17 protein-coding genes and 2 pseudogenes are annotated in these 23205 nt (G+C 43.7%); 10 read left to right on the top strand and 9 right to left on the bottom strand.

Annotation, left to right across the window (positions count from 1 at the left end):
• The first annotated feature begins 463 nt into the window (after window positions 1-463).
• On the top strand, window positions 464-742 hold the full coding sequence (locus tag JK628_RS02295; protein ID WP_202287667.1) for a hypothetical protein: 279 nt from the start codon (window positions 464-466) through the stop codon (window positions 740-742).
• 735 nt (window positions 743-1477) lie between these two features.
• Window positions 1478-2368: pseudogene (locus JK628_RS02290) on the top strand (IS30 family transposase); the annotation flags it as partial.
• An 18-nt stretch (window positions 2369-2386) separates the two neighbouring features.
• Here the strand turns inward: JK628_RS02290 and JK628_RS02285 are convergent.
• Both JK628_RS02285 and JK628_RS02280 read right to left on the bottom strand, forming a co-directional pair.
• Window positions 2387-3537, bottom strand: a protein-coding gene (locus JK628_RS02285) for an IS3 family transposase (RefSeq protein WP_202286106.1) whose coding sequence is annotated in 2 segments (ribosomal slippage) — window positions 2387-3300 and window positions 3300-3537 — 1152 coding nt in all. Because the reading frame shifts where the segments join, the coding sequence is not laid out codon by codon here.
• 65 nt (window positions 3538-3602) lie between these two features.
• A pseudogene (locus JK628_RS02280) lies at window positions 3603-4454 on the bottom strand (IS30 family transposase); the annotation flags it as partial.
• A 253-nt stretch (window positions 4455-4707) separates the two neighbouring features.
• Here JK628_RS02280 and JK628_RS02275 point away from each other — a divergent pair.
• Window positions 4708-4995: a hypothetical protein gene (locus JK628_RS02275; protein WP_202287664.1), complete on the top strand. Its 288-nt coding sequence runs from the start codon at window positions 4708-4710 to the stop codon at window positions 4993-4995.
• An 807-nt stretch (window positions 4996-5802) separates the two neighbouring features.
• Here the strand turns inward: JK628_RS02275 and JK628_RS02270 are convergent.
• The 6 genes from JK628_RS02270 to JK628_RS02245 form a co-directional block, all read right to left on the bottom strand.
• Complete coding sequence (locus JK628_RS02270) at window positions 5803-9060, bottom strand: efflux RND transporter permease subunit (RefSeq protein ID WP_202287663.1); 3258 nt, start codon at window positions 9058-9060, stop codon at window positions 5803-5805.
• A gap of 12 nt (window positions 9061-9072) precedes the next feature.
• On the bottom strand, window positions 9073-10353 hold the full coding sequence (locus tag JK628_RS02265) for an efflux RND transporter periplasmic adaptor subunit (RefSeq protein WP_202287662.1): 1281 nt from the start codon (window positions 10351-10353) through the stop codon (window positions 9073-9075).
• A 10-nt stretch (window positions 10354-10363) separates the two neighbouring features.
• A complete protein-coding gene (locus JK628_RS02260; RefSeq protein WP_202287661.1) occupies window positions 10364-11668 on the bottom strand; it encodes a TolC family protein in 1305 nt (434 codons plus the stop codon).
• Between the two features lie 364 nt (window positions 11669-12032).
• Window positions 12033-12440 (bottom strand): hypothetical protein, encoded by a 408-nt coding sequence (locus JK628_RS02255; protein WP_202289687.1) that lies wholly within the window; start codon window positions 12438-12440, stop codon window positions 12033-12035.
• A gap of 168 nt (window positions 12441-12608) precedes the next feature.
• Entirely contained in the window at window positions 12609-12785 is a 177-nt protein-coding gene (locus JK628_RS02250; protein WP_202287660.1) for a DUF3012 domain-containing protein, read from the bottom strand.
• 65 nt (window positions 12786-12850) lie between these two features.
• A complete protein-coding gene (locus JK628_RS02245; RefSeq protein ID WP_202287659.1) occupies window positions 12851-13210 on the bottom strand; it encodes an STAS/SEC14 domain-containing protein in 360 nt (119 codons plus the stop codon).
• A gap of 193 nt (window positions 13211-13403) precedes the next feature.
• Between JK628_RS02245 and arfB the strand changes: the two genes are divergently transcribed.
• The 5 genes from arfB (at window position 13404) to JK628_RS02220 (ending at window position 16012) form a co-directional block, all read left to right on the top strand.
• Window positions 13404-13826, top strand: coding sequence for an alternative ribosome rescue aminoacyl-tRNA hydrolase ArfB (gene arfB, locus JK628_RS02240; protein ID WP_202287658.1), 423 nt, complete (start codon window positions 13404-13406; stop codon window positions 13824-13826).
• A 94-nt stretch (window positions 13827-13920) separates the two neighbouring features.
• Entirely contained in the window at window positions 13921-14373 is a 453-nt protein-coding gene (gene aroQ / locus JK628_RS02235; RefSeq protein ID WP_202287657.1) for a type II 3-dehydroquinate dehydratase, read from the top strand.
• Window positions 14374-14388: 15 nt separating this feature from the next.
• Complete coding sequence (gene accB / locus JK628_RS02230; RefSeq protein WP_202287656.1) at window positions 14389-14847, top strand: acetyl-CoA carboxylase biotin carboxyl carrier protein; 459 nt, start codon at window positions 14389-14391, stop codon at window positions 14845-14847.
• Between the two features lie 50 nt (window positions 14848-14897).
• A complete protein-coding gene (locus JK628_RS02225; RefSeq protein ID WP_202287655.1) occupies window positions 14898-15560 on the top strand; it encodes an SDR family NAD(P)-dependent oxidoreductase in 663 nt (220 codons plus the stop codon).
• Between the two features lie 98 nt (window positions 15561-15658).
• The gene (locus tag JK628_RS02220) at window positions 15659-16012 is read left to right on the top strand and encodes a hypothetical protein (RefSeq protein ID WP_202287654.1); all 354 of its coding nucleotides are present in this window, start codon (window positions 15659-15661) and stop codon (window positions 16010-16012) included.
• Between the two features lie 11 nt (window positions 16013-16023).
• On the opposite strand, the gene JK628_RS02215 is transcribed toward JK628_RS02220, so the two are convergent.
• Window positions 16024-16659 (bottom strand): DsbA family protein, encoded by a 636-nt coding sequence (locus tag JK628_RS02215; RefSeq protein WP_202287653.1) that lies wholly within the window; start codon window positions 16657-16659, stop codon window positions 16024-16026.
• A gap of 303 nt (window positions 16660-16962) precedes the next feature.
• Here JK628_RS02215 and JK628_RS02210 point away from each other — a divergent pair, with 303 nt between their 5' ends.
• The gene (locus JK628_RS02210; RefSeq protein WP_237524118.1) at window positions 16963-17430 is read left to right on the top strand and encodes an AraC family transcriptional regulator; all 468 of its coding nucleotides are present in this window, start codon (window positions 16963-16965) and stop codon (window positions 17428-17430) included.
• Between the two features lie 292 nt (window positions 17431-17722).
• On the top strand, window positions 17723-23191 hold the full coding sequence (locus JK628_RS02205; protein WP_202287652.1) for a response regulator: 5469 nt from the start codon (window positions 17723-17725) through the stop codon (window positions 23189-23191).
• Window positions 23192-23205 lie beyond the last annotated feature (14 nt).

Here is a 23205-nt window from a genome sequence, read left to right as displayed (position 1 = left end):
TTTCCTCCATCCCTGGAGATCAGATGAAACCGCAGAGCGGCCATGGCCACGACATTAGGACTTCCAGTCCAGCACGCAGGCAATTGGAAGCACTTAGGTCAGCAGCTAAAGCATTTATGTCCCTTTTCTCGTTAGAGTAACTACTCAATTATGCGTAATAATCAGAGTTTTCCATAAAAAACTATTGATAAAATCATCAAATAACACGTAATTATCTTTATGTATTTCTGCTTGGTTTAATCATCGTTTCTAGCATGGGTTGCTATATATCAGCAATAAGTGCCGATTGAATTAAAGTACCAGAGTCGTATGGCTGTCCACTTATCACGATTGCATAAAACCAATCAGCATGGCATTTTAATATAAGATAAATCTACGTCTTACGTGCTACCTGGTGCTCATGTTGTCAGAGGTTTTTTTGTGTTGAAATGACTTCTTTTTATGATGGATGGCTCAATTAATTATGAAATACAATCGTTTTGGTTGGCCGGGCAATGGCTCCACTGGAGGCAGAAGCATTGCATATGGTCGTGCCAATATATTAAGAGGTTTAGGGCGGATCACTTTTGTAGGAGCTGTAGGTATTTCAGTTTACAATTATAATACACCGAATGGACCATCTGGAATGAAAACAACCTTAGACATTGGTATGGCTGCTTTAGGGTTTATCTGGCCGCTAGGAACTATGGCAAGTGGATCTTATTTCATGGTTGATGCGTATACTGGTGGTGAATGGGAGTAACAAATCCGTTACAACTTACTTAAAGAGTAATTATATGAAATGGTTTAATGATTACAATAAGAGGATATACTTTCGCTTTCAAAGGATATTAGTGAAATTGGAAGGTAAAAATGAGGTGACTCATATGTCAACTATATGTTTGATGGTGATTTTTCAGATTAGCATTCTATTTTTATGTGTATTGGTGTCGAGGTACTTTAATTATGAATATATTTTCGAACAGAATTTAGGTGGTAAGTTGTGCGCCTTTGTACTCTCTTTGTTTTTGATTTTAATAAACATGAAATTATTTACAAAGGAGGGTATGGAAAAGTTTTGCGAAATTAGTCAACACAATACCCGTCAGCAGAGGGTCGCTGATTATTTTATTTTGTTTGTTATCTTTAATGTTGTGATTTTTTCTTATTTGAATGATTGAAAAATAATACATAGACATATATGGACGATCCCGTACCTGACTCTTCTACACAAATGTTGAAAAAATTGAACTTTATAGGGTCCCCACGATCTGATCATAAAATTCAATTAAGTTAACGGTGCCATCCATAATAACTTGCCGTATTGCCAAGGGCGACAAATTAACGGTGCCATCCATCGTTAATTTTTTCTAGCAGTAGAGTAATGCCGCGTTCAACATGCAAGTGCACCACCTGAGTTAACTTATTGAAGAGACAGTCATCCTGAAGCTTCTGCTAATGTTTATGTGCGACCATAACACAGCAGAGGAGCTCCAAGATGACCTACAACCACCTTAGCATGTATGAAAGAAAAGCGATCTATTACCGCTTTAACTCAGGTGAGAGTTTAAGATCCATCGGACGGCTTATAGGGCGTCACCATACGACGATTAGTCGAGAGATAAGTCGAAATAAGCCTCTGACATACACTTATTATGATAATGCCGCTCAAGAAAAAGCACTGGCTAGAAGGAAAATTCCCAGGCATCAAAAAAAATACTCAAATATAAAGCTTCGCACTACAGTTATTACGCTTTTAAAGCGGGGTTGGTCTCCAGAGGCTATCTCGGGTCGACTAAAGTTAGAACACCCTGACGATCCTCTTTTTCATGTTAGCCATGAGGCCATTTATCAATGGGTTATTAAAGACTTTAAGCACTCTGGAAACCTATATTGCTACTTAGCAAAAAGGCATAAAAACAGAAGAAAGCAAAGGAAATACGGTGACTTACGTGGTCAAATAAAAGGCAGGGTCAGCATTCATGATAGGCCTCCTGTCGTAGATACCCGCAGTCGTATCGGTGATTGGGAAGGTGACTTAGTTGAAGGAAAGAAGGGCTCTGGTTACTTTGTAACACACCTAGAAAGAAAGAGTAGATACCTAATTGCAAAGAAAATTGATGACAAAAAAGCGACATCATTTAACCGTGTTTCAATTGAAGCCTTTCAAGCACAACCTGAGGCGAAAAGACTCACGCTGACACTCGATAATGGTAAAGAGTTTAGTGCGTTTAAAGAGCTTGAAAGCGCAGTAGGGATCGATATTTACTTTGCAGATCCCTATAGCTCATGACAAAGGGGAGCTAACGAACATGCCAACGGCCTTTTAAGGAGATACTTCCCTAAAGGAACTGACTTTTCAGTAGTTACGAGCGAACAACTAGAAACCTGGTAAGCCCCCAGTTTTCTAGACACTTTCTAGGTTTTCATAATACTGCTTCTCGAACTTGATCGGAGACAGTCCATTATTACTACCATGATGCCGCACTGGATTATAGAAATATTCGATATAGTTAAATACTTCTGAGCGTGCTTCATCTCTGGTTTTATAGACTTTTCGCTTAACCCTGTCTTTTTTCAGCAGCGAGAAGAAACTCTCAGCGACAGCATTATCATGGCAGTTTCCTCTTCGGCTCATACTGGCTTCAAGGTTGTGTTCTTTTAGAAAACTACGCCAATCTGAGCAGGTATATTGCACTCCTTGATCGGAATGTATTAGCACCTTTTCTGTAGGTGAGCGTCTCCATATAGCCATCAATAGAGCATCTATAACTAACTCTGCCTTCGGTGTACTTTTCATCGTCCATCCTACGACTTGTCTTGAAAAAAGGTCTATCACAACGGTGAGATACAGCCAGCCTTCATGGGTACGAATATAAGTGAAATCGGTCACCCAAATCATATTGGGTTTGACGACATCAAAGCCTCGATTTAATGTATTAGGTGCCGTATGGTTAACATCGCCTCCGCCAAAGGTTGGATTGCGTTTATAACCTCGTACAGCTTTAATTTCAGCCTGTTTCATGATTCGATATACACGGTTTTTACCAACAACTTCACCATCATCTTTAAGGTCCAAGGTGATATTTCGATAGCCATAAACGCAACCACTTTCCAGCCAAAACTGTTTAATCTTACCCAGCAAGCGTTTGTCTTCAGTCGCTCTTCGACTCTGAGGTTCCTTCAGCCAGGCATAGAAACCACTACGATGGACTCCAAGTATTTCGCATAAGATTTTCACAGGATACTGCTTGAGCCTAGACTTTATGAACGTGTACTTTTCTTTGACTCGCTTGCAAAGTACACGGCGGCCTCCTTTAGGATGTTTCGCTCTTCGGTTACACGGCGAAGCTCCGCCTTGAGCTTACGTATTTCGTCTTGCTGATTATCAATGGTGATGTGCTGCTTTTCTGGCTTATCAAACTTGTTAATCCAGTTGTGCAAACTTTTGGAAGTAACCCCTAATCTGTCAGCAACATCTGCTATTTTATAGCCACGTTCAGTGACCTGTTTAACGGCTTCAATTTTGAACTCATCGGGATATCGTTTTCCGCGCATGTAACACCTCATATTTTTGGTTAAGTATAACTCTATGAAGTGTCTACTGTTCTAGGGGCTTACCATCCTTTAGGGAAGTATCTCCTTAAAAGGCCGTTGGCATGTTCGTTAGCTCCCCTTTGCCATGAGCTATAGGGATCTGCAAAGTAAATATCGATCCCTACTGCGCTTTCAAGCTCTTTAAACGCACTAAACTCTTTACCATTATCGAGTGTCAGCGTGAGTCTTTTCGCCTCAGGTTGTGCTTGAAAGGCTTCAATTGAAACACGGTTAAATGATGTCGCTTTTTTGTCATCAATTTTCTTTGCAATTAGGTATCTACTCTTTCTTTCTAGGTGTGTTACAAAGTAACCAGAGCCCTTCTTTCCTTCAACTAAGTCACCTTCCCAATCACCGATACGACTGCGGGTATCTACGACAGGAGGCCTATCATGAATGCTGACCCTGCCTTTTATTTGACCACGTAAGTCACCGTATTTCCTTTGCTTTCTTCTGTTTTTATGCCTTTTTGCTAAGTAGCAATATAGGTTTCCAGAGTGCTTAAAGTCTTTAATAACCCATTGATAAATGGCCTCATGGCTAACATGAAAAAGAGGATCGTCAGGGTGTTCTAACTTTAGTCGACCCGAGATAGCCTCTGGAGACCAACCCCGCTTTAAAAGCGTAATAACTGTAGTGCGAAGCTTTATATTTGAGTATTTTTTTTGATGCCTGGGAATTTTCCTTCTAGCCAGTGCTTTTTCTTGAGCGGCATTATCATAATAAGTGTATGTCAGAGGCTTATTTCGACTTATCTCTCGACTAATCGTCGTATGGTGACGCCCTATAAGCCGTCCGATGGATCTTAAACTCTCACCTGAGTTAAAGCGGTAATAGATCGCTTTTCTTTCATACATGCTAAGGTGGTTGTAGGTCATCTTGGAGCTCCTCTGCTGTGTTATGGTCGCACATAAACATTAGCAGAAGCTTCAGGATGACTGTCTCTTCAATAAGTTAACTCAGGTGGTGCACTTGCATGTTGAACGCGGCGCGGAACTCATCAGGGATCAAGGCTTAAGCCTTAACTAGAATCCGAATAGATGGCTGCAATACCAACTTTGAATTCAATGAAAATTTTGCTTGCACAAAACGGAGCGTCCATAGATGTTATGTACCTGTTGGAGGTTTTAAGTGACTGAGCAAGAAATAAAAAATGAATTTAAAACCATCAGTCGTAACTTGATGTTAATTAGAATCATAGGTGGAATACTACTTTTACCGTTACTTATTATCTTTTTCGCTGGTTCGGATAGTTTTATAGGAATTAGCCGCTCTGTGGCAAACTTACTACTAATAGTTGGCGTAGGTCTTAATCTAGTTTATCTACTGAATTATTGGAAATGCCCTGCTTGTGGCAAAAAAATTGAATCTGGTCACAGTGTGAAAAAATGTGAAAGTTGTAATGCCCTATTTAAGTAGAGCGTTACATAACAAGGCCAAGCAATCCGACTCCGTCAGTTGTCGCGTTTTTTGCAAAGGTCGCAAAAAATCGCGCCAACTACTCCACGGTTGTTGGCGGCGTTAAATAACAAAGAGTTTAAGGCATATTCGGAACGCTTAGCATTTAAGGGGTAGTGATGACGGCACAATAGGTTAGGTTCAGTGGTTGAGTTACTCACAACTTGACGCAGCGTTACCGCATAATATTTGAGTGCCATACTTTCCCTAATGGCTATCGTTGCTTTCAAAGATTAAGTACTAACCAATTTCAGTCCAAAAACGAGCTAGTGAGGAATGATGGGCCGCTAGAGATTGTTCCGATTAGTCAGGTTTTGGTTTTGGTTTAAGTACCAGCCAAACCTTGCGAACAAGGTGTCATTTAGAAAGGTGGAGGGGAGTGAGCAAATATGTGGTCATTAGAGTAAGCAGCCCAAATAGCATTGGTCACCTATCTAAGTACTTAATAAAAAAGCGGAGCGATCCAGCTCCGCGTACTAAATTATCCGGTCGCAACATTAGCCAATGATTAAGCAGGTTAGGCAACCTCGTGGTAATGCTAGCAGAAAATTAACGCTTTCCCCTGTGACTCATTACCACGTCCTAATAATAGAACTAATGCTACCGCGATCAAAAAACCGTAGCCAGAAAGGCGGAATAAGATGCTCAGGCAGACTAATGCTGTGCATCCTATTTTCACCCCCTTTGGCAACCTTGCCAAAGAAAAACCCTTGTTCAAAGTAGAAGTGCCCCAGCTAAAGTTAACGCGGAGCGGCACTTCTACTATGCCTAATCGAGCGCTTCAAAGTCCTTACTTAGACCTTGGCCCTTAGCTTCGTTACGGTTTTGATATAACCAACGGTAAAGTGTCGGTAGCACTAACAGCGTTAGCGCCGTTGAGCTAAACAAGCCACCAATTATCACTACCGCCAAAGGCTGCTGGATTTCACTACCTACCCCTGAAGATATTAAGATAGGAATAAGGCCCAGTGCCGAGGTTAATGCTGTCATCAATACCGGACGTAAACGCCCCACGGTACCCTCATAGACGGCTTCATAAAGCGACTCATTAGATTCCGTTTTAACACTGGCTCGACGCTGATTTATCGAATCCACCAGCACCACTCCATTAAGCACTGCCACACCAAACAGGGTGATAAAGCCAATAGAACTCGGTACCGAAAGATAAGTACCACTGGCATAAAGCGCGACGACACCACCAATCAGTGCTAGCGGAACGTTAGCCATAATGAGCGCCACTTGCTTAATAGAGCCAAAAGAGAAGTACAGTAACAGTGCTATCAACGCAATCGAGATAGGCACTACCAGCATGAGCTTCTGTTGCGCACGCTGTTGGTTTTCATATTGACCACCAACCACAACGGTATAGCCAGGCGGGAGTTCCGCTTGTGGAACCACGGCATAGATATCATTAACCACTGAGCCCATATCGCGACCAGCAACGTTAGCTTGTACCACTACGCGGCGCTGCACATCATCACGGCGAATATTCGGCGGTGCCATTTCAATGACAACTTCGGCCACTTCACCTAAACGAACCGTTGCACCACTCACGCCCGTTAGCAGCAAGTCACGTAATGCATCGGGTGCACTACGGTACTCTTCAGCCAAGCGCACGTTGATATCGTAACGTGCATTGCCATCAATCACTTGGCCAGCACTCACACCACCAATACCCTGGCTAACCAGGCTCATGACTTCATCGACGCTGATACCATAACGCGCTAATAGATCTCGCTTCGGCCGCACCACTAGCTGTGCTTCACCACTCACCTGCTCCAAAGAAACATCAACAGCACCAGGGATTTTAGTCACTAGATCGGTTAACGCTTGGCCACGCTCAGACAGTACATCCAAGTCTGGTCCAAAGATCTTAATCGCTAGCTGAGCTTTTACACCTGACAGCAGTTCATCAACACGGGTCGCAATCGGTTGAGAAAAAGTAAACAGTAGTCCAGGGTAGATACTGAGTTTCTCTTCCATTTTACGTTGTAGCTCTAAACGTGTTTCAGCATGCTCCCACTGATCTATCGGCTTAAGACCAATGTAGATCTCGATATTGCTCACGGGCTCTGGATCGCCACCTAGTTCAGGGGCACCAATACGGCTTAATGCATAATCGACTTCTGGGAACTCAAGCAACATAGCTTCAAGTTTTGGTGCAACATCAAGAGAAGTTCCTAAACTGGCGGTAGGTGCTAATGTCACACGTAAGTTAATCGTGCCCTCTTCAAGCTCCGGCACAAATTCCGTACCCAATCTTGGTAGTAACATCATGCTCATGGCAAACATCACTACAGCGGTAATAACCACCACTTTAGGACTGGCCATGGTGGCGCTCAATAGCTTGCGATATCCGGCCTCAATAGGCTTGAGTACCGCACTCTCTTTCAGAGTTACACCACTTTTAAACAGGTACACCGCGATAGCTGGCACAGCGATTAATGCAACTAGCAGTGCCGATATCATCGCCAAGATAATACTGGTAGCCATCGGCTGGAACAGTTTACCTTCAACTCCTTCTAAGGCGAACAAAGGCGCAAACACCACGATAATAATCGCTGTCGCAAAAAAGATAGGACTACACACCTCTTTAGCAGCCAGCGTAATACGCATAGCGATGCCACTGCGCTCATCCGCAGCTAAGCCGTCTTCACCGGCATGATGCGGATCATCTTCACCCGAGGCACGAGCTTTTGCTTCTGCTAAGTGACGTCTGTCTGGCTGGGTAAGATGTTTGAAAATATTCTCAACCATCACCACAGATCCATCAACCAACATACCAATAGCAACGGCTAGGCCACCGAGTGACATTAGGTTTGCTGACATTCCGAAATAGGACATCACCATGAGTGCCAAACCAATAGAGACTGGAATAGACAGCAGTACTAGCATAGTCGCGCGGATGTTGACTAAAAATAGCGCTAAGATCACCACAATGAACACAAAGGCCATTAACAGTGCATCACGTACAGTCTCTACCGCTCTGTTAACGAGATCGGCTTGGTCATAAAAGACTTCAAACGCGACGCCATCAGGCAGTGCTTGCTCAATCAAAGCAGTACGTTCGCTAATATCATCAATGGTCGCTTTAGTATTAGCGCCCATACGCTTGAGTACAACGCCAGCAACAACTTCACCCAAGGCTTGTTTATTGCCTGCTTCATCACGGCGAGTCATTGTCACTGCACCGACACGAATTTCGCTACCATATTCAACATTAGCAATATCACTCACTCGCACCGGTGTACCAGCAACCTCAGTGAGTGGGATCTGTGTAATTGCTTTTAAACCTGCATCGCCCGCTGGCAGTAGACCATAACCTCGAACAACTAACTGCTCTTGACCTTGATCCATAAACCAACCGCCCGAGTTACGGTTATTACTCTCTAATGCGCTAGTTACCTCCGCCATAGATAAGCCATAACTGCGCATCTTGTTTGGATCTATCTGAACTTGATATTGACGAACTTCACCACCAAACGATAAGACTTCAGTCACACCACCAACTGGCATCAAAATCAGCTTAACCAGATAGTCGTTTAAGCTTCTTAGTTCAGAGGCATCAACACCTGAACCGGGTTCAGCGCGCAAAATGTACTGATAAATTTGCCCAAGACCCGAGGAGTTAGGGCCAATCTCAGGTACCCCGACCCCATCAGGGATCATCTCTCTGGCGGCTTGTAACTGCTCAAATACTTGTTGACGAGCAAAATAGATGTCCGTCCCTTCTGCAAATACCACAGTGACAATAGACAAACCAGTACGAGATAGAGAGCGCACCTCAGTCACCGCTGGCAGGGCGTACATTGCCGATTCAACGGGATAACTAATTAACTTTTCAACTTCTTCAGCTGCAAGACCTTCAGCGGCTGTGTTTACTGTGACCTGAACGTTGGTTACATCAGGAAACGCATCTAAATTTAGATTTGGCAGCATAGCAACACTGCCTAGCACTGCGCCCACTAGCGCCAGCACCACCATCAAACGATTACGGATAGCCGCATCAATTAATTTCTGTAGCATAATAACAACCTCTTAATGCGCGTGAATATCAAAGCCTGATTTCGCTTGTTCTGATGACAAAAAGAATGCCCCGGAAACCACAACTTTAGTACCTGGTGCCAAACCACGAACTAGGTTCATACCACGTTGACGCTCAACGACCTCAACCTCTTGGGCTTCAAAACCATCTTCATCTTCAATAAAGACCTGCCAGTCGCCATCACCACCCCGTGTCAGTGCAGCATCAGGCAGTATCACGCCACCTTGCTGTGCATCGGGTAGATAAAGTTCAGCAAACTGCCCGGCGTGTAATACATGGCCGGCATTTTCAAAGCTCACCAGAATCTGCTCGGTACGCGTCACACTATCGAGCTCATGTGAGCGCCCAATAATCTTGGCATCTAGACTTTTGTCACCCACCTTCACAATTGCTTTAGTGCCGATACTCACTTTCTCAGCTTGTGCAGGTGTCAGCTCTGCTTGCACCCATAGATGCGACTCATCGGTTAGCTGCATCAGTGCAGTACCCGCTGGAATAACTTGACCTAGCATGGCCAAATCTTGCTGCACACGGCCATTGATAGGCGCTAACAGTTGATAACTGCCGATGGTTTCAGGGCTTGAAGCTAACGCCTTAACCTGGCCTGGTGTCATCTTCATCGCTTCGAGTGTAGCGCGCTTAAGCTCTGCATCAACTTGAGCTTGCAGTCTACGACTGGCGCTTACCGCGCTTTTGCTCATACGCTTTACTCGGCTCCACTCGGCTTCAGCATTGATATAATCAGCTTGTGCTTGAGCGACGGCTACACCACCTAAAGTCAATAACACATCACCTTGCTTCACTTCTTGCCCTGGTACTACATTGCGCTTTTGTACGCGTACATCAACTTGTGGTGCAATGGTGACCGTACGGTCACGGTCAACGACCAATGTTGCAGTTGCAACTGCCTCCAAACTAAAGCTCTGCTCTGTCAAGCTCACGACCTCGATAGCGGCCAGTTCACGCTGCTCCGCAGTCAGTTTTAGTGCATCGAGCCCATGCTCCTCTTCAACTTCCCCCACCGCATCATGCCCATGGCCATCGTCTTTTATGACTTCGGTGCTTACATCCTTGCTAACAGAAGCTTCCTCAGCATGGTCATGGCCGTCACCCGCATTTGCCACTATAGGCATAATGAATGTGCTGCTTAACGCCATGATTAAACCAAAGCTCATTGCGCGGGTAATCGCATTTAGTCCAAATACACCCTTTTTAGCGCTTTTGTTTAGTGAAATATTCATTTTTTCTACCGTAATCATATTATTGGTTTTCATATTCAAGCCCTTACTTAACTGTTGTACGCGCTGTTTGCGGAAGCTGGCTATTGAGGTAAAACTCGAGCTGCCCACTTGCTCCCATCCATGTCAGCCAGTTTTCATACAGGGCTGATTCCAAAGCGAGCCCAGCCAAATAGCTATTGCTTATCTGTCTCTGGCTTTGCAGGTAATCACTGGTGTTAATATCACCGGCTCTCCATTGCTGAGCTAAGTTTTTTACTGCTGCCGCACTAGTAGTGAGTACTAACTCACTCCAGTCTTGGTAACGCTGAGTTAACCGAGGTAAACTCAATGAGAACTGCTTCTGCTGTTGCAGTAGCACCCGCTCCTGCGCTAGGTAAGTTTGCTCAGCGATAGTGATACCTTCACTGGCCACAGCAATCACTTCACTGTAGTTATTTCTGAACTGCAACGGTATTGAAACTCCAACGCCAACTTTATTCTCATTACCTTCTCGCTCAGCGCTTAAGCTAATCGTCGGATCGGCAGCATTTTCAGCCTTGGCTTGTTTCGCGGCCACTTTTGCGACGAGTACTTGCTGATAGGCACTTTTCAGCGCAGGCAGCTCCGGAGAAACATCAAACTTGCTGGCTTGAACAGTTAAGGTATTGAGGAAGTCATAAAAGGGGAGGTTTACGTCACCGAATAAACCTAATACGGCACCATCTGCAGCAATAGACGCTTGTTCCGCCAAGGCATAATCAGCGGCGTTACTGGCGACTTCAAGCTGCATTAGCTGCAGTTCAACACTAGACAGATCGCCCACTTCAGTACGTTGGCGAGCTATTTCTAGCTGAGCTTTAGCTCGTTTGAACTGTTGCTGTTGAAATTGAAGAGCCTTTTGAGCTTGACCTTGATTAGCCAACGCTTGCAGGCGTTCTGCCAACATTTGGCTACGCTCAAGCGTAATATCAGACAACAATATTTCACTCTCAAGCTGGGCCATACGAGTCGCTACGCCACGCTTGTCTCCCCAATCAATAGTTTGACTGATATCGAGCGTATACGTATCGTCCGTCGCATTTTGGTAGTTCATACCCAATTCAGGGTTATAAACAGCTCTGTCGGCGGCTTGAATACTCAATTTTGCCTGTTGACGTCGCGCAGTTTGCGCTTGGATTTCTGGCAGTGCGTTAAAGCTCGACATCATTTGCGGCAACCAGTCGTTAAACTGTCCAGCCTTGCTATTAGATGTGCTTAGCTGTGATGTTGGCATTGCTGCCATTAAGTCTGCTTCTGCTGCTATTACCTGTGAGGTTGCGGCACTTGCCCAACACCCTAGCAACAGACTGGCGATTATGGTTTTTTTCATCGCGATTCCTATCTATCCGACGCTGAACATTACTCTCAAATGTAGAAAGGCTTTGAAATCCCTAATTTAGTGAATATTCAAAGACTCTTTATATAAGAGAATATCGGTGTCGAATGTCATACCAACTGCCCATAACTAAACCGTTATTGGCTCATCAGTATCAATCTTTATAAGAGCAGTATGGATACACCTTTATCATGCATTGCCAGTGGTGATGTGACTCGCCAACAGCATACAATTAGGGTTTACTCACACTAAATAAAAGCTAAAGATCCAGCAAAGATTAAATACAACAGTGGTTAGCGACGAGAACAAAGCTCAATCATCTTAACTCAGGGTGTCAGTACTTCGATGCTGATAGGGATCAAACTATTGGAGGGCGGTAATCTTGCAGTTGAACTGGTGGTAGGTATTGCTTGTCATTGCTTTTAAGCATGTCACCAACAGGAATAGCGGGGACTATCGAATGAATCGACATTGCGGTGACATGACCGCCATGACAAGGACAATCTAGACATAAGTCAAAACTCTTCGACTCTGTCTTAGAAATAGTATGCTCATGCACTGTTGAGCCTGACTCGTTCGCTGCTTGTTGCTCAAGCGGACAACTGCAATCATCAATACATTGGGCCAATGTGGTGACATCAGCATTAAACTGGATATGTGGATGAGATTCGCCCTCTTGCTCATGATCACCTAAATGTAACTGGTGCGCGCCAAGGTTGCCGCCTGCAAATTGCAGGAGAACAATAGCGATAAGCACTGTTGCCATCTTTAGGAGATTTTGAGGAGCAAATAAACGCAAATTTCACCTATAAATTGAATTAAAAACGTATCGGTCTTGCAAATAGGACAGACATAATATCTTAAAGTTCACATAGAACAACTTTTTATATTGCCCTTAGTGAACTTCATCAAACTTATACTTGCCATTTATGCGCTATTTAAACACACAATGCTTTGCGTAGTCAGTCGCTTCATTGGTAGACCAGTCACCTGACGGTTTATCACTCATCTGCTTGCACCAGGCTTCACTACCCACTTCAGGTGAACAGGCTGTCACACCTACCGCCAACGCTAAAGCCAAACATACAGTTGATAATTTTCGCAGAAACATATTTAAATCCTTTTTAGATGGGAGCATATATTTATTTTTCGGCTAGTATACCAAGAGTTGGCGCTTTAAGTACGCGCAGCCACCCAATCTACCGCTTCTTGCTTCTGCTCCAATGGGAACCAAGCAACCTCACCTTGCATAAAAGGCCCTAGCAACCTGACTGCATTACCGAACCAATCAGGCCCACCGACCAGTACTAAAGCATCAAAATTGGGTAGCTGTACTTCGCCACTACCGGCTAACGATTGATGTTCCCACCCCTCTAGCAAGACATCGGCCTCAACATATAGACACACTTTGCCATTGTTGTCTTGGTACTTTTCGATCATCGGCTGCAATATTTGACCGTAATCTTCAGTGGATAAACGACCACTGGCAAATAAGCTAATCACACCTTTGGCGATATTGGGGATCTTACACAGCATATTTAGGCTCCGTAACACTACTCTTAAGTTTAGAAAGTCGTATCAATAAATGCTTGATGATAGCAAATCAAAATTGAAGGAAAAGCGGCTTAAGCCCTTATTTTAGCTTAAAGTCTGTTAACATTGACCTCCATCAAGCTTAGCAGCGTCAACTGAAGCTTGAGATGAACCTTAATAGAGTGAGTATTATTCTTTGGCATTAATTAAAATATCCAACTCAGTTTCGATTCAAGATAGTGAAATTGAATGGCAATTTATACGCTCCAGTGGTGCAGGTGGTCAACACCTCAATAAAGTATCTACTGCAGCGCAGCTAATTTTTGATATTAAAAACTCGTCACTGCCAGAGTTTTACCAAGCTCGCCTGCTTGCCAAAGCCGATCACCGCATCACTAAAAGTGGCAAGATCATTATCAAGTGCCAACAGAGTCGTAGTCAGGACTTTAACCGTCAAACAGCACTAGAGCAGTTTGTCACCTTGGTCGCAAGTGTTACTGCAGTACAAAAAAAACGCATCGCAACCAAACCGACGAAAGGTAGCCAGCGTCGCCGAATTGATAGTAAAAAGCAGAAAGGGGCGACCAAGGCCCTAAGACAGAATAAAAGCGGATATTAAATATCAATAGTAATCTGAGTTCGACAAACGGATGAATATTTGTTGAAATCAACGACTCGTGCACTTTAACACGGTTTATCCAAGGGGATTTTTCATGAGCAGCCAAGCCAAAGTATTACTCGTTAATGGTCCTAACCTGAACTTACTCGGACGCCGAGAGCCAGGACATTATGGGCACCATACCCTTGAACAAATTATAAATGGCCTAAAACAACAGGCAGCTGATGCTAACGTGACACTCGATCACATTCAATCTAATGCCGAACATCTTTTAATTGAGGCGATACACAATACCGATGCCGATTTTGTCATTATCAATCCGGCGGCTTTCACCCATACCAGTGTTGCACTGCGCGATGCCCTACTAGGTGTTGCTATTCCGTTCATTGAAGTGCATCTGTCTAATGTCCATAGCCGTGAACCTTTTCGCCACCACTCCTATTTCTCCGATAAAGCCATTGGGGTAATCTGCGGTTTAGGCGCCCAGGGATACCAATTTGCGTTGCAATCAGTGATTGCTCAATTACACGCATCAAAAAATAAATAAGGTCGCTGACCCGTTATGGATATTCGTAAAATAAAGAAACTGATTGAGTTAGTTCAAGAGTCAGATATTGCCGAGTTAGAGATCAAAGAGGGTGAAGAGTCTGTACGTATTTGTCGCCACAGCCCAGTACCTATGCAAGCTGGCGCACAGGCATATTTAGCCCCGGCAAGCAGTGTCGCTGCAGCAATTGCGGAGCCAAACTGCCATACTCGCACTAGCAAACAATATGATGATGTAGACAGCCATAAGCTACTATCGCCTATGGTCGGTACTCTCTACCTAACAGAAAAACACACCGATAAACCCTGGTGCTTGCTTGGCCAGCAAGTGAAACAAGGTGATATTGTTTGTGTCATTGAAGCCATGACCATGATGAATAGTATCGCAGCAGACAAGAGTGGCACCATCACTGCTATATTAGTCGAAGATGGTGAGCAAATAGACTTCGCGCAACCGATATTAGTCATAGAGTAAAATGACCTTAAGCTCTCTAAAAAGAACATAACCAAGAGGCATAAACAGCAATGATACTGATAACCGGCGCGAGTTCAGGTTTAGGTGCCGCATTGGCAGAGCTATACAGCCAAGAAACAACGGTAAGGATCAGTGGCCGTAATGCTGAGCGCTTAAGCAACATCGCAACCACGTTAGGGGCCAATGTTGACTCTCACGCCTGCGATCTCAGTAACGAACAATCTGTTACTGAGCTATTTGATTCATTGCCACAAACGCCATCAGTCATCATCCACAGTGCTGGCAGTGGCTACTTTGGTCGTTTAGAAGATCAATCTGTAGCCGCGATTAATTCTTTAATCACTAATAATATAACCTCAGCAATAATGCTACTGCGTGAGGCCGTCAAACGCTATAAAGATAAGCCAGTCACCGTCGTTATGGTCATGTCGACAGCGGCGCAACTTGCGAAGGCCGAAGAGTCCACTTACTGTGCTGCGAAATGGGCTGTACGGGGCTTAGTTGAGTCAGTGCGACTTGAGCTAAAAAACCATCCAATGAAACTGGTGGCGGTATACCCCGGTGGTATGGCAACACCGTTTTGGGATACCAGTGGTAAAACACTCAATACCAGTCAATTTATGGGCGCAGAAGAAGCCGCTTTGATGTTAAAGCAAGCACTGACGGCAACAGAGCATGGTTATATATCAGATATCACCATTAACCGCGGATAATAGTGAGACGCTAATCAACAGCATTAAAGTGAAATAATGGAATAGTTTTCTATACTTACATAAATTGATTTTTACTCAACGTTTACTTAGGAGTATTGATGCGCAGCTGCCTTATATTCAGCCTATTTACTGCCCTGTGTTTATTTATTGGCTATCATGCCTACTTCTTCATTATGCCCAGCGTAGAGATCAACAACCAATCAGGGCAACTGCTTACCCGTGTTGAGGTCAGCCTTCCCAATAATAACCTCGTATTTGATAATATCGACCCGTCTAAAACCATGCGCATTCACCACAGCACCGAACAAGTGGATGGCGAATACATCTATCGCATTCGCTTATCTTCCGGTAAACAGATTAATGGCCGCTGCGGTTACGTTACCCAGGATCAGTATATGAAAATACTCGCCTTAACCGTTAACAATAAACACCAGGTCAACTGCGTAGAGTAGACCTGTGTTCGCTACGCTATTACTTCCTTCATCAGCAGTGCTATTTGATTAAAGCTGGTTTGCGCGTTTTTATAATCCACTTCAATTGATATTAGGTCACCATTTAACGCCATCACCAAAGAGGGAAAGCCCTGAATGGGTAATCGTCGAGCCTGAGATATCTCTTGCAGTAGTCGCTTTTGAGTAGCGTCACTATTGAGGGCTAACGAAAAGGCCTCAACATCCATGCCCAACGACTTTGCAATCCTTATAAGCGTTGCATCATCCGCAGGATTCTTCGCCTCAAGATAATATGCATGTTGCACCGCAATATAGAACTCTTTTTCCAGCCCTGCATCTCGCGCTAATAACACCCCCCTACAGGCAGGATAAGTGGCTCTTCTAGGTTGACATTCTACCCAGAAATCGAAGTTGAACTTGCTGCCCAGTTCCACCGAGATCCGCTGCCATGTTTGCTGTAAATAATCCTGCATCTCTGACGGCATCAACTCATTGGTATCCGCTGCAAGCCCACCTAAACGATACTCGATAGCGAGCTCTGGAAACTGTTGCTTTAATTGCTCTTCTAAGAATGACCATGTTGGTTTGTAGCCCCAACACCAGCTGCACATAGGGTCGTAAACGTAAAATAGAGTGGCTAGATTCATAAGTTCGTCGTCATCCTGCTTGAATTGATAATTAAACGAGGGACTGGTGCAGTTTAAATTAATAGCATATACACCATCCTGTTTATCACTATTGAATGGTATAAAAATGCTACTCTACTGCATACAAGTGCACTTCAGGTTACATCTATCACTAAAAATGTCCACTCTAAGAGCATTTTATACACTATATAAATATTCACGTTGGAGACTATTTGCTACACGGCATCTCAATTTCGCCTCACACCGAATTGGCAGCTGTGGAGTAGTGAGTATGAGAAAGTGAACCTAACGAGGAATGATACTGTGAACGTAGAGCTAACCACCAGAACAACGACCATGGTCGCGGTATTAGAACACCATGGCGCCCCGTACACACTGAATAACTCAATCCAAGAGTTCATTGCTTGGCGTAAAGCAACCCAAGAGTCTCCTGTAGCCAGCAGCCAATCTATTGGCGTGCCATACAATGACCCAAACGCAGTCCCTGCTGAACAGTTTCACTTTGATATCTGTGGCGAAGTAGCACAAAAAGTGCAACCCAATGACCATGGCGTTATCACTAAAGTTATTCCTGGTGGCCGCTTTGCCAAGATCCGTCATTTTGGCTCGCACCAACAGATGGATGACAAAATCTATCAGTTCTATCGAGACTGGCTACCTAATAGCGGCGAAACTCTGAATGATTTCCCGCTCTTTTTTCAATACATCAACCTGTTTCCGGAAGTGCCTGAAAGTGAGTTGATTACCGATATCTATTTTGCATTAAAATAGACATTAACCTCTTCAAACAGCCCTTAGTGGACAGCTATCGTTGAGGGCTTAGCTTGTTAATACCGATACCGATCAGCCAAACGCCCCCCCTCTAGTTTGCTAAAATTAATCATAGAACAGCCTTTTCAACGATTAAATTCCGCAAAAATAACCACCAACAACTGTTAACTAGTTGTTGATAATATTGTGCATTTATGTTTATTAGTCTATAGGCTTTTTAAATAGCATTTGTCGATTGAACATTGTTTAATGAGACTTTTTTCGTTAGTAAGTACTTTATCGGGTATTGCCTATGTCAAACTTTTTACTTGCCTTATCTCAAGGGACGATGGGGAAAGCGGTCAACCGTTTGCTGTTTCTTTTCATGCTCACAGCTCTCTTTCCAGCCACCGCAAATACCGATGTTATAGCAGATACGCCCCCCTCAAAAATAACCACTCTAGATGCGCCACAATTAACCAAATCTCAAGTCAGGAATATCGTAATTGAGCTTAAATATTTCGACGAGGTCCTAACATCGTCGGTGCAAAGTTATGCATTCTCAGCTGACGCTAAATGGCTAGAGCGGTACCAGAATTTTGAACCCAAACTCAACGCCTTAATCGAGATCTTGATATCGAGTCAGTCTATAGAAGACAAAGAGATAATCGCCGAGCTCCAGCTATCAAATGCGTCTTTGATTAAGCTTGAAAAGAGTGTGATAGAGCTTGTTGCTGATGGCTATAACTCTGAAGGTATTAACATCATCAACAGTGATGAGTATCAGTACTATAAAAGCCGCTATATGGCGCTATTGTTAGCGCTTGCGAGCAAAATTGAAGAACGTGCAACCATCGAATCAGGTCTAAACGGACAGAGCAATACACTCATTTTGAGCGATGAAGAAAAATCATGGATTGAAAATAATAGCGTTCGTATCGGTATCGAACACTGGCCGCCGATGTTATTTGTCAATGATGACGACTCCATCGGCGGCTTAGCTGGAGAGATCGTTAGTCAAATTGTCAATAAAACGGGTCTAAAGGTTGAACTAGTTAAAGACAGTTGGGCCAACCTGCTATCGCAGTTCAAAAAGGGTGAGATTGATGTAATTCCCCACGCCTACGTCACTGAAGAGCGCAAAGAGTTTGGGCACTACTCTACTCCCTATTTTTTAGTAAGAGATCTATTTTTTGTGAGGCGAGATCGGACTGAGTTTAAGACGAGTGCAGACCTAAGTGAAAGCAAAGTCGCCGTAGCCAAAAGCTATACCACCATCAAGAAGATTAAAGCTATTTACCCCAATGTTCGCATAATTGAAACCAGCGGTATTAATGAAGCCATTCAATTAGTTCTGGACGGAGAAGCTGATGCATTAATAGATGCATCGACGGTAGTTGATGATTGGATGTCTCGTCATAACATACATCAACTGAGACCGATCAATGAGGATGTTGTTTCCCCATCAACACTACATCTATTTTCACACATAGATCATCCTTTATTAGCCAGTATTCTGCAAAAGGGACTAGATTCTCTGAGATTAAGAGATTTAATTCTCACCAGAGATGACTGGCTAAAACCCACAAAAAGTAAAATAACCAATAGTAGATCAACGAACTTTGTCAGTTCTATGTGGCTTGTCATTGGGATTGTTGCTGTACTTTTAATCTTAGCAACAATCATCACGTCAACTGTATTGAGAGCTAACGATAAAAGCTTAGCCAAAATGTTCGCTTCGGATAAGCTTAAACGTTCAATATTTATTGGCTTAATTGTACTAACGGTATTTTTGGTTATAGCGGCAAATATAGTGACGCGTTATGCCGAAAAACAGAGCAAAAACGCCTTAGAGTACAACCTCAATACGCTACTAACATCGACTCACGAAAGAGTATCTACTTGGGTCGATTCCGAGTTAGCCCTATTAGAAAGGGCTGGGGAAAATCATAAGCTGATCAATTTAGTCGAGCAGCTATTACTGGTTCCTAGAGATCATGATTCCTTAATGAATTCACCGCTACAATCCCAACTCAGAGAGTTCTTTGAAGAAAGCCAAGGCAAAGAACCAACGTACGGTTTTTTCGTTATCTCAGTAGACAAAATAAGCATCGCTTCACGAAGAGATTCCAATATTGGTGATATCAATCTGATTCATCAGCAAAGGCCAGATCTATTAGAAAGAGTATTAGCTGGCAATAGCGTTTTTGTCCCTCCGATCCGCTCAGATGTCTATTTTGATGGCTTAGAGCATGGCAATAAAGATAACAAGCCGCCCACTATGTTTTTTGCTGCACCTATCATCAATAAATACCATCAGGTCATTGCTATTCTAACCAAACGCGTCAGATTTGACGGGACATTCTCAACCATATTATCGGCGGGCTTTATAGGCCATAGTGGTGAAACTTATGCACTTGATAGTGCTGGGCTGCTACTGTCAAATGTACGCTTTGAGGATGATCTAAGACAGATAGATTTAATTGAGGAATATCAAAAATCTTCCCTTAATTTGCGCATTGCCGATCCCGGAAAAAACTTACTCGACAACCCTCAACCTGCTGACCCTGCATGGCCATTAACCTATATGGCAAAACAAATTGCCGATAAAAGGTCAGGCTATAACCTATCCGGTTATCGCGATTATAGAGGTGTCGAGGTCGCTGGCAGTTGGGTATGGGATGATTTACTGGGTGTAGGCTTGGTTGCAGAAGTCGATATTGACGAGTCATTTGCTTTACTCAACACATTTAAGTATTCCATTTGGTCGCTATTGACCCTGTCGTTAATTCTACTACTCGGCAGCACCCTCTTTACCCTTCGTATTGGAACGCGTGCCACCCGTGCGCTAGTGAGATCACGCTCAGAACTTGAAGTGTTAGTCAAAGAACGAACCCAAGAGCTGCAAGTCAGTATGCAACGCACCCGAGCAATCATAGATAACGCCTCAGATGGTATTATTGTTGTTAATGATCATGGCTTGATCCAAGAGTTTAGCCCCTCAGCAGAGTCTATTTTTGGCTATAAAAAGAATCAACTGCTGCAAACAAGCATTACAGCATTGATGGATATCCCCTTTAATGAGCAATACAGCAAGGCAATGGAAAACAGCCATGCCGACAACCTATTATTAGAGCTGCAAGGACACTGCAAAGACGGCAATGTACTCGAAATTGAAGTGGCTGTGAACGAAAATCGATTAGAGCAAGAGGTGATGTACACCGCTATCGTCCGCGACGCGACATTGCGCAAAGAAGCCGAACGCGAGCTTAATGCAGCGAAACAAAAAGCGGAAGAAGCGACCAAGGCTAAGAGTGATTTCCTCGCTAATATGAGCCATGAGATCCGCACTCCAATGAATGCCATCATTGGCATGAGTTACTTGGCTATGCAAACCGAGCTCAACCGCAAACAAGCGGGTTATGTAGGCAAAATTCAGACTTCAGCAGAACTATTGCTGGGCATCATCAATGACATTTTGGATTTCTCCAAGATTGAAGCGGGAAAATTGGATCTCGAACATATCGATTTCAACCTTAACGACTCCATCGATAATCTAGTGCATATCATTGCACAAAAGAGTCAGCAAAAAGAGATTGAACTGTTGATCGATATTGCTCCTGAGCTGCCGGTTAATTTAGTGGGAGATCCGCTCCGTTTAGGGCAAATACTGATTAACTTGGCTAATAATGCGATTAAGTTTACTGATAGTGGTGAGATCATCATTAAAGCAGCATTGTTGGAAACTGTGGCTAAAGAGGTTGTGGTCCAATTCTCTGTAAAAGATACCGGCATTGGCATGACTGAAGCACAATTGGGTCGTTTGTTTAAGTCATTTAGCCAAGCTGATGCATCTACTACACGTAAATATGGCGGTACTGGTCTTGGCCTAACAATCAGTAAGACCTTAACAGAGATGATGAATGGTCATATTTGGGTTGAAAGTGACTACGGCAAAGGCAGCACTTTTAATTTTACGGCGCGGTTCGGCGTATCAACGACATCGAATGAAAAGGTCGATTATCATACAAGAAACCTTAAAGGGCTGCCGGTACTTATCGTCGACGATAGCCTGGCAGCACGTGAGATCCTGTTTACTCTCACTGAGAGCCTAGATTTTTCACCCGATCTAGCCGCTTCAGGCCAAGAGGCCTTAGAAAAACTGATTCAAGCCGAACTAGCGGGTAATCCATATAAGTTAGTGATCAGTGATTGGAAGATGCCTAACATGAATGGATTAGAGTTAGGGCAAGCCATCACCGATAGCGACCAACTTAAAACCCCACCTAAGTTTGTCATCATGACGGCTTACGACCGAGATGACATGCTTCAGCAAGCTAAAAATATCAAACTAGATAGCAGCTTGACTAAACCTGTAAGCATATCGACGTTACTCGATACCGTCTTAAAAGTGATGAATAATAAAAGCGTTCCACAGAGCCAGATTCATGACGGGAAGCTTGATTTTTCAACTACAGAACACATCTCAGGAGCACACATTTTATTAGTGGAAGATAACGAGATAAATCAAGAGGTCGCTATTGAACTACTTACGCTAGCGGGGCTAAAAGTCTCTTCCGCTTGGAATGGTGCCGAAGCGGTAGAAAGAGTCGCAGGTGAAAAATTTGACGCCGTGTTGATGGATATGCAGATGCCTATTATGGATGGATACGAGGCAACACGAGTCATTAGAAAAGACGCCAAAAATATCGACTTGCCCATTATTGCCATGACCGCAAATGCCATGAGCGGCGATAAAGAAAAGTGTATTGCAGCGGGAATGAATGACCACTTGCGAAAGCCGATCGATCCACAACAAGTATTTCGAACCCTCGCCCATTGGGTAAGTATTAATGAAAAGGTCATCGCCCTAAACACTAGAAATGGCGCTGTAAATAAAGCATTTGATATTGAAGGGTTTGATACTAAGACGGCGATCGCAAGAATGGCTGGCAACCTGAAAATCTATAAAAAAACACTCACTCGTGTTGTTAACGATGAGGCCGACTCAATAGTACGGGTGCGCGAAGCACTGCAGCGAAATGATCTACAAACAGCCATTTTAGTATCTCATACCCTAAAAGGTATTGCAGGTAGCATTGGCGCCAACTATTTGGTGCCGCCCACCGAAGCATTAGAGTTGTTGCTAGGCAAGCAGTTAAAATCAGCTCAAGCTGATGAGCATAATGAAGAGATAGCATCTCTGCTGACAGAATCAGAGCAACTACTGCAACAGATGATTACAGCGATTAGTCATGCTCTGGCTACAAACAAGCTTGAGAATGTTCAACAAAGCAAGTCTGAAATCACCATTGATACAGCCCAGTTTGAGCAGTTTATTGAGACCCTAAAAGAGCAACTTGCTAACTATGATACAGCCGTGGCAGAGACATTCGACAGCATCATTGAGTTAGCCCAACTGGACCCCAGTGAGACTGCTGTTAGTAAGATCCTCAACGCGCTAGAGAGCTATGATTTTGATACTGCCGACACGCTATTACCGCTATTTATTGATACCGTACAACAGAAAATACAGGCCGTACCTAACGGCAAGCCGATCACTTCGGTAGAATTAATGACACTGTTAGACGCCATATCAAGCAAAATCGAGATGTTTGACTCTGCCGCTGCTGACAGCGTCAATGACTTATTCGAGTTCGATCTAGAAGCCAAAGTGGCCAGGGATTTAGAGGAACTATCTAATAGTCTAAGTCGGTATAACTTTGAGGACGGCGAGGCTCAATTAGCCTTAATTAAATCGAAGCTATTAGAGTCAAAATAGTATTTTCTGTAACG

Source organism: Shewanella sp. KX20019, from assembly GCF_016757755.1.
Lineage (GTDB): Bacteria > Pseudomonadota > Gammaproteobacteria > Enterobacterales > Shewanellaceae > Shewanella.
This window is presented reverse-complemented; position numbering and strand designations above follow the sequence as displayed.

Bases quoted from the DNA above. Each gene is read 5' to 3' on its own strand.
- JK628_RS02295 (WP_202287667.1), top strand. From the start codon at position 464: ATGAAATACAATCGTTTTGGTTGGCCGGGCAATGGCTCCACTGGAGGC.
- JK628_RS02270 (WP_202287663.1), bottom strand. From the start codon at position 9,060: ATGCTACAGAAATTAATTGATGCGGCTATCCGTAATCGTTTGATGGTG.
- JK628_RS02265 (WP_202287662.1), bottom strand. From the start codon at position 10,353: ATGAAAACCAATAATATGATTACGGTAGAAAAAATGAATATTTCACTA.
- JK628_RS02260 (WP_202287661.1), bottom strand. From the start codon at position 11,668: ATGAAAAAAACCATAATCGCCAGTCTGTTGCTAGGGTGTTGGGCAAGT.
- JK628_RS02255 (WP_202289687.1), bottom strand. From the start codon at position 12,440: ATGGCAACAGTGCTTATCGCTATTGTTCTCCTGCAATTTGCAGGCGGC.
- JK628_RS02250 (WP_202287660.1), bottom strand. From the start codon at position 12,785: ATGTTTCTGCGAAAATTATCAACTGTATGTTTGGCTTTAGCGTTGGCG.
- JK628_RS02245 (WP_202287659.1), bottom strand. From the start codon at position 13,210: ATGCTGTGTAAGATCCCCAATATCGCCAAAGGTGTGATTAGCTTATTT.
- aroQ (WP_202287657.1), top strand. From the start codon at position 13,921: ATGAGCAGCCAAGCCAAAGTATTACTCGTTAATGGTCCTAACCTGAAC.
- accB (WP_202287656.1), top strand. From the start codon at position 14,389: ATGGATATTCGTAAAATAAAGAAACTGATTGAGTTAGTTCAAGAGTCA.
- JK628_RS02225 (WP_202287655.1), top strand. From the start codon at position 14,898: ATGATACTGATAACCGGCGCGAGTTCAGGTTTAGGTGCCGCATTGGCA.
- JK628_RS02220 (WP_202287654.1), top strand. From the start codon at position 15,659: ATGCGCAGCTGCCTTATATTCAGCCTATTTACTGCCCTGTGTTTATTT.
- JK628_RS02215 (WP_202287653.1), bottom strand. From the start codon at position 16,659: ATGAATCTAGCCACTCTATTTTACGTTTACGACCCTATGTGCAGCTGG.
- JK628_RS02205 (WP_202287652.1), top strand. From the start codon at position 17,723: ATGTCAAACTTTTTACTTGCCTTATCTCAAGGGACGATGGGGAAAGCG.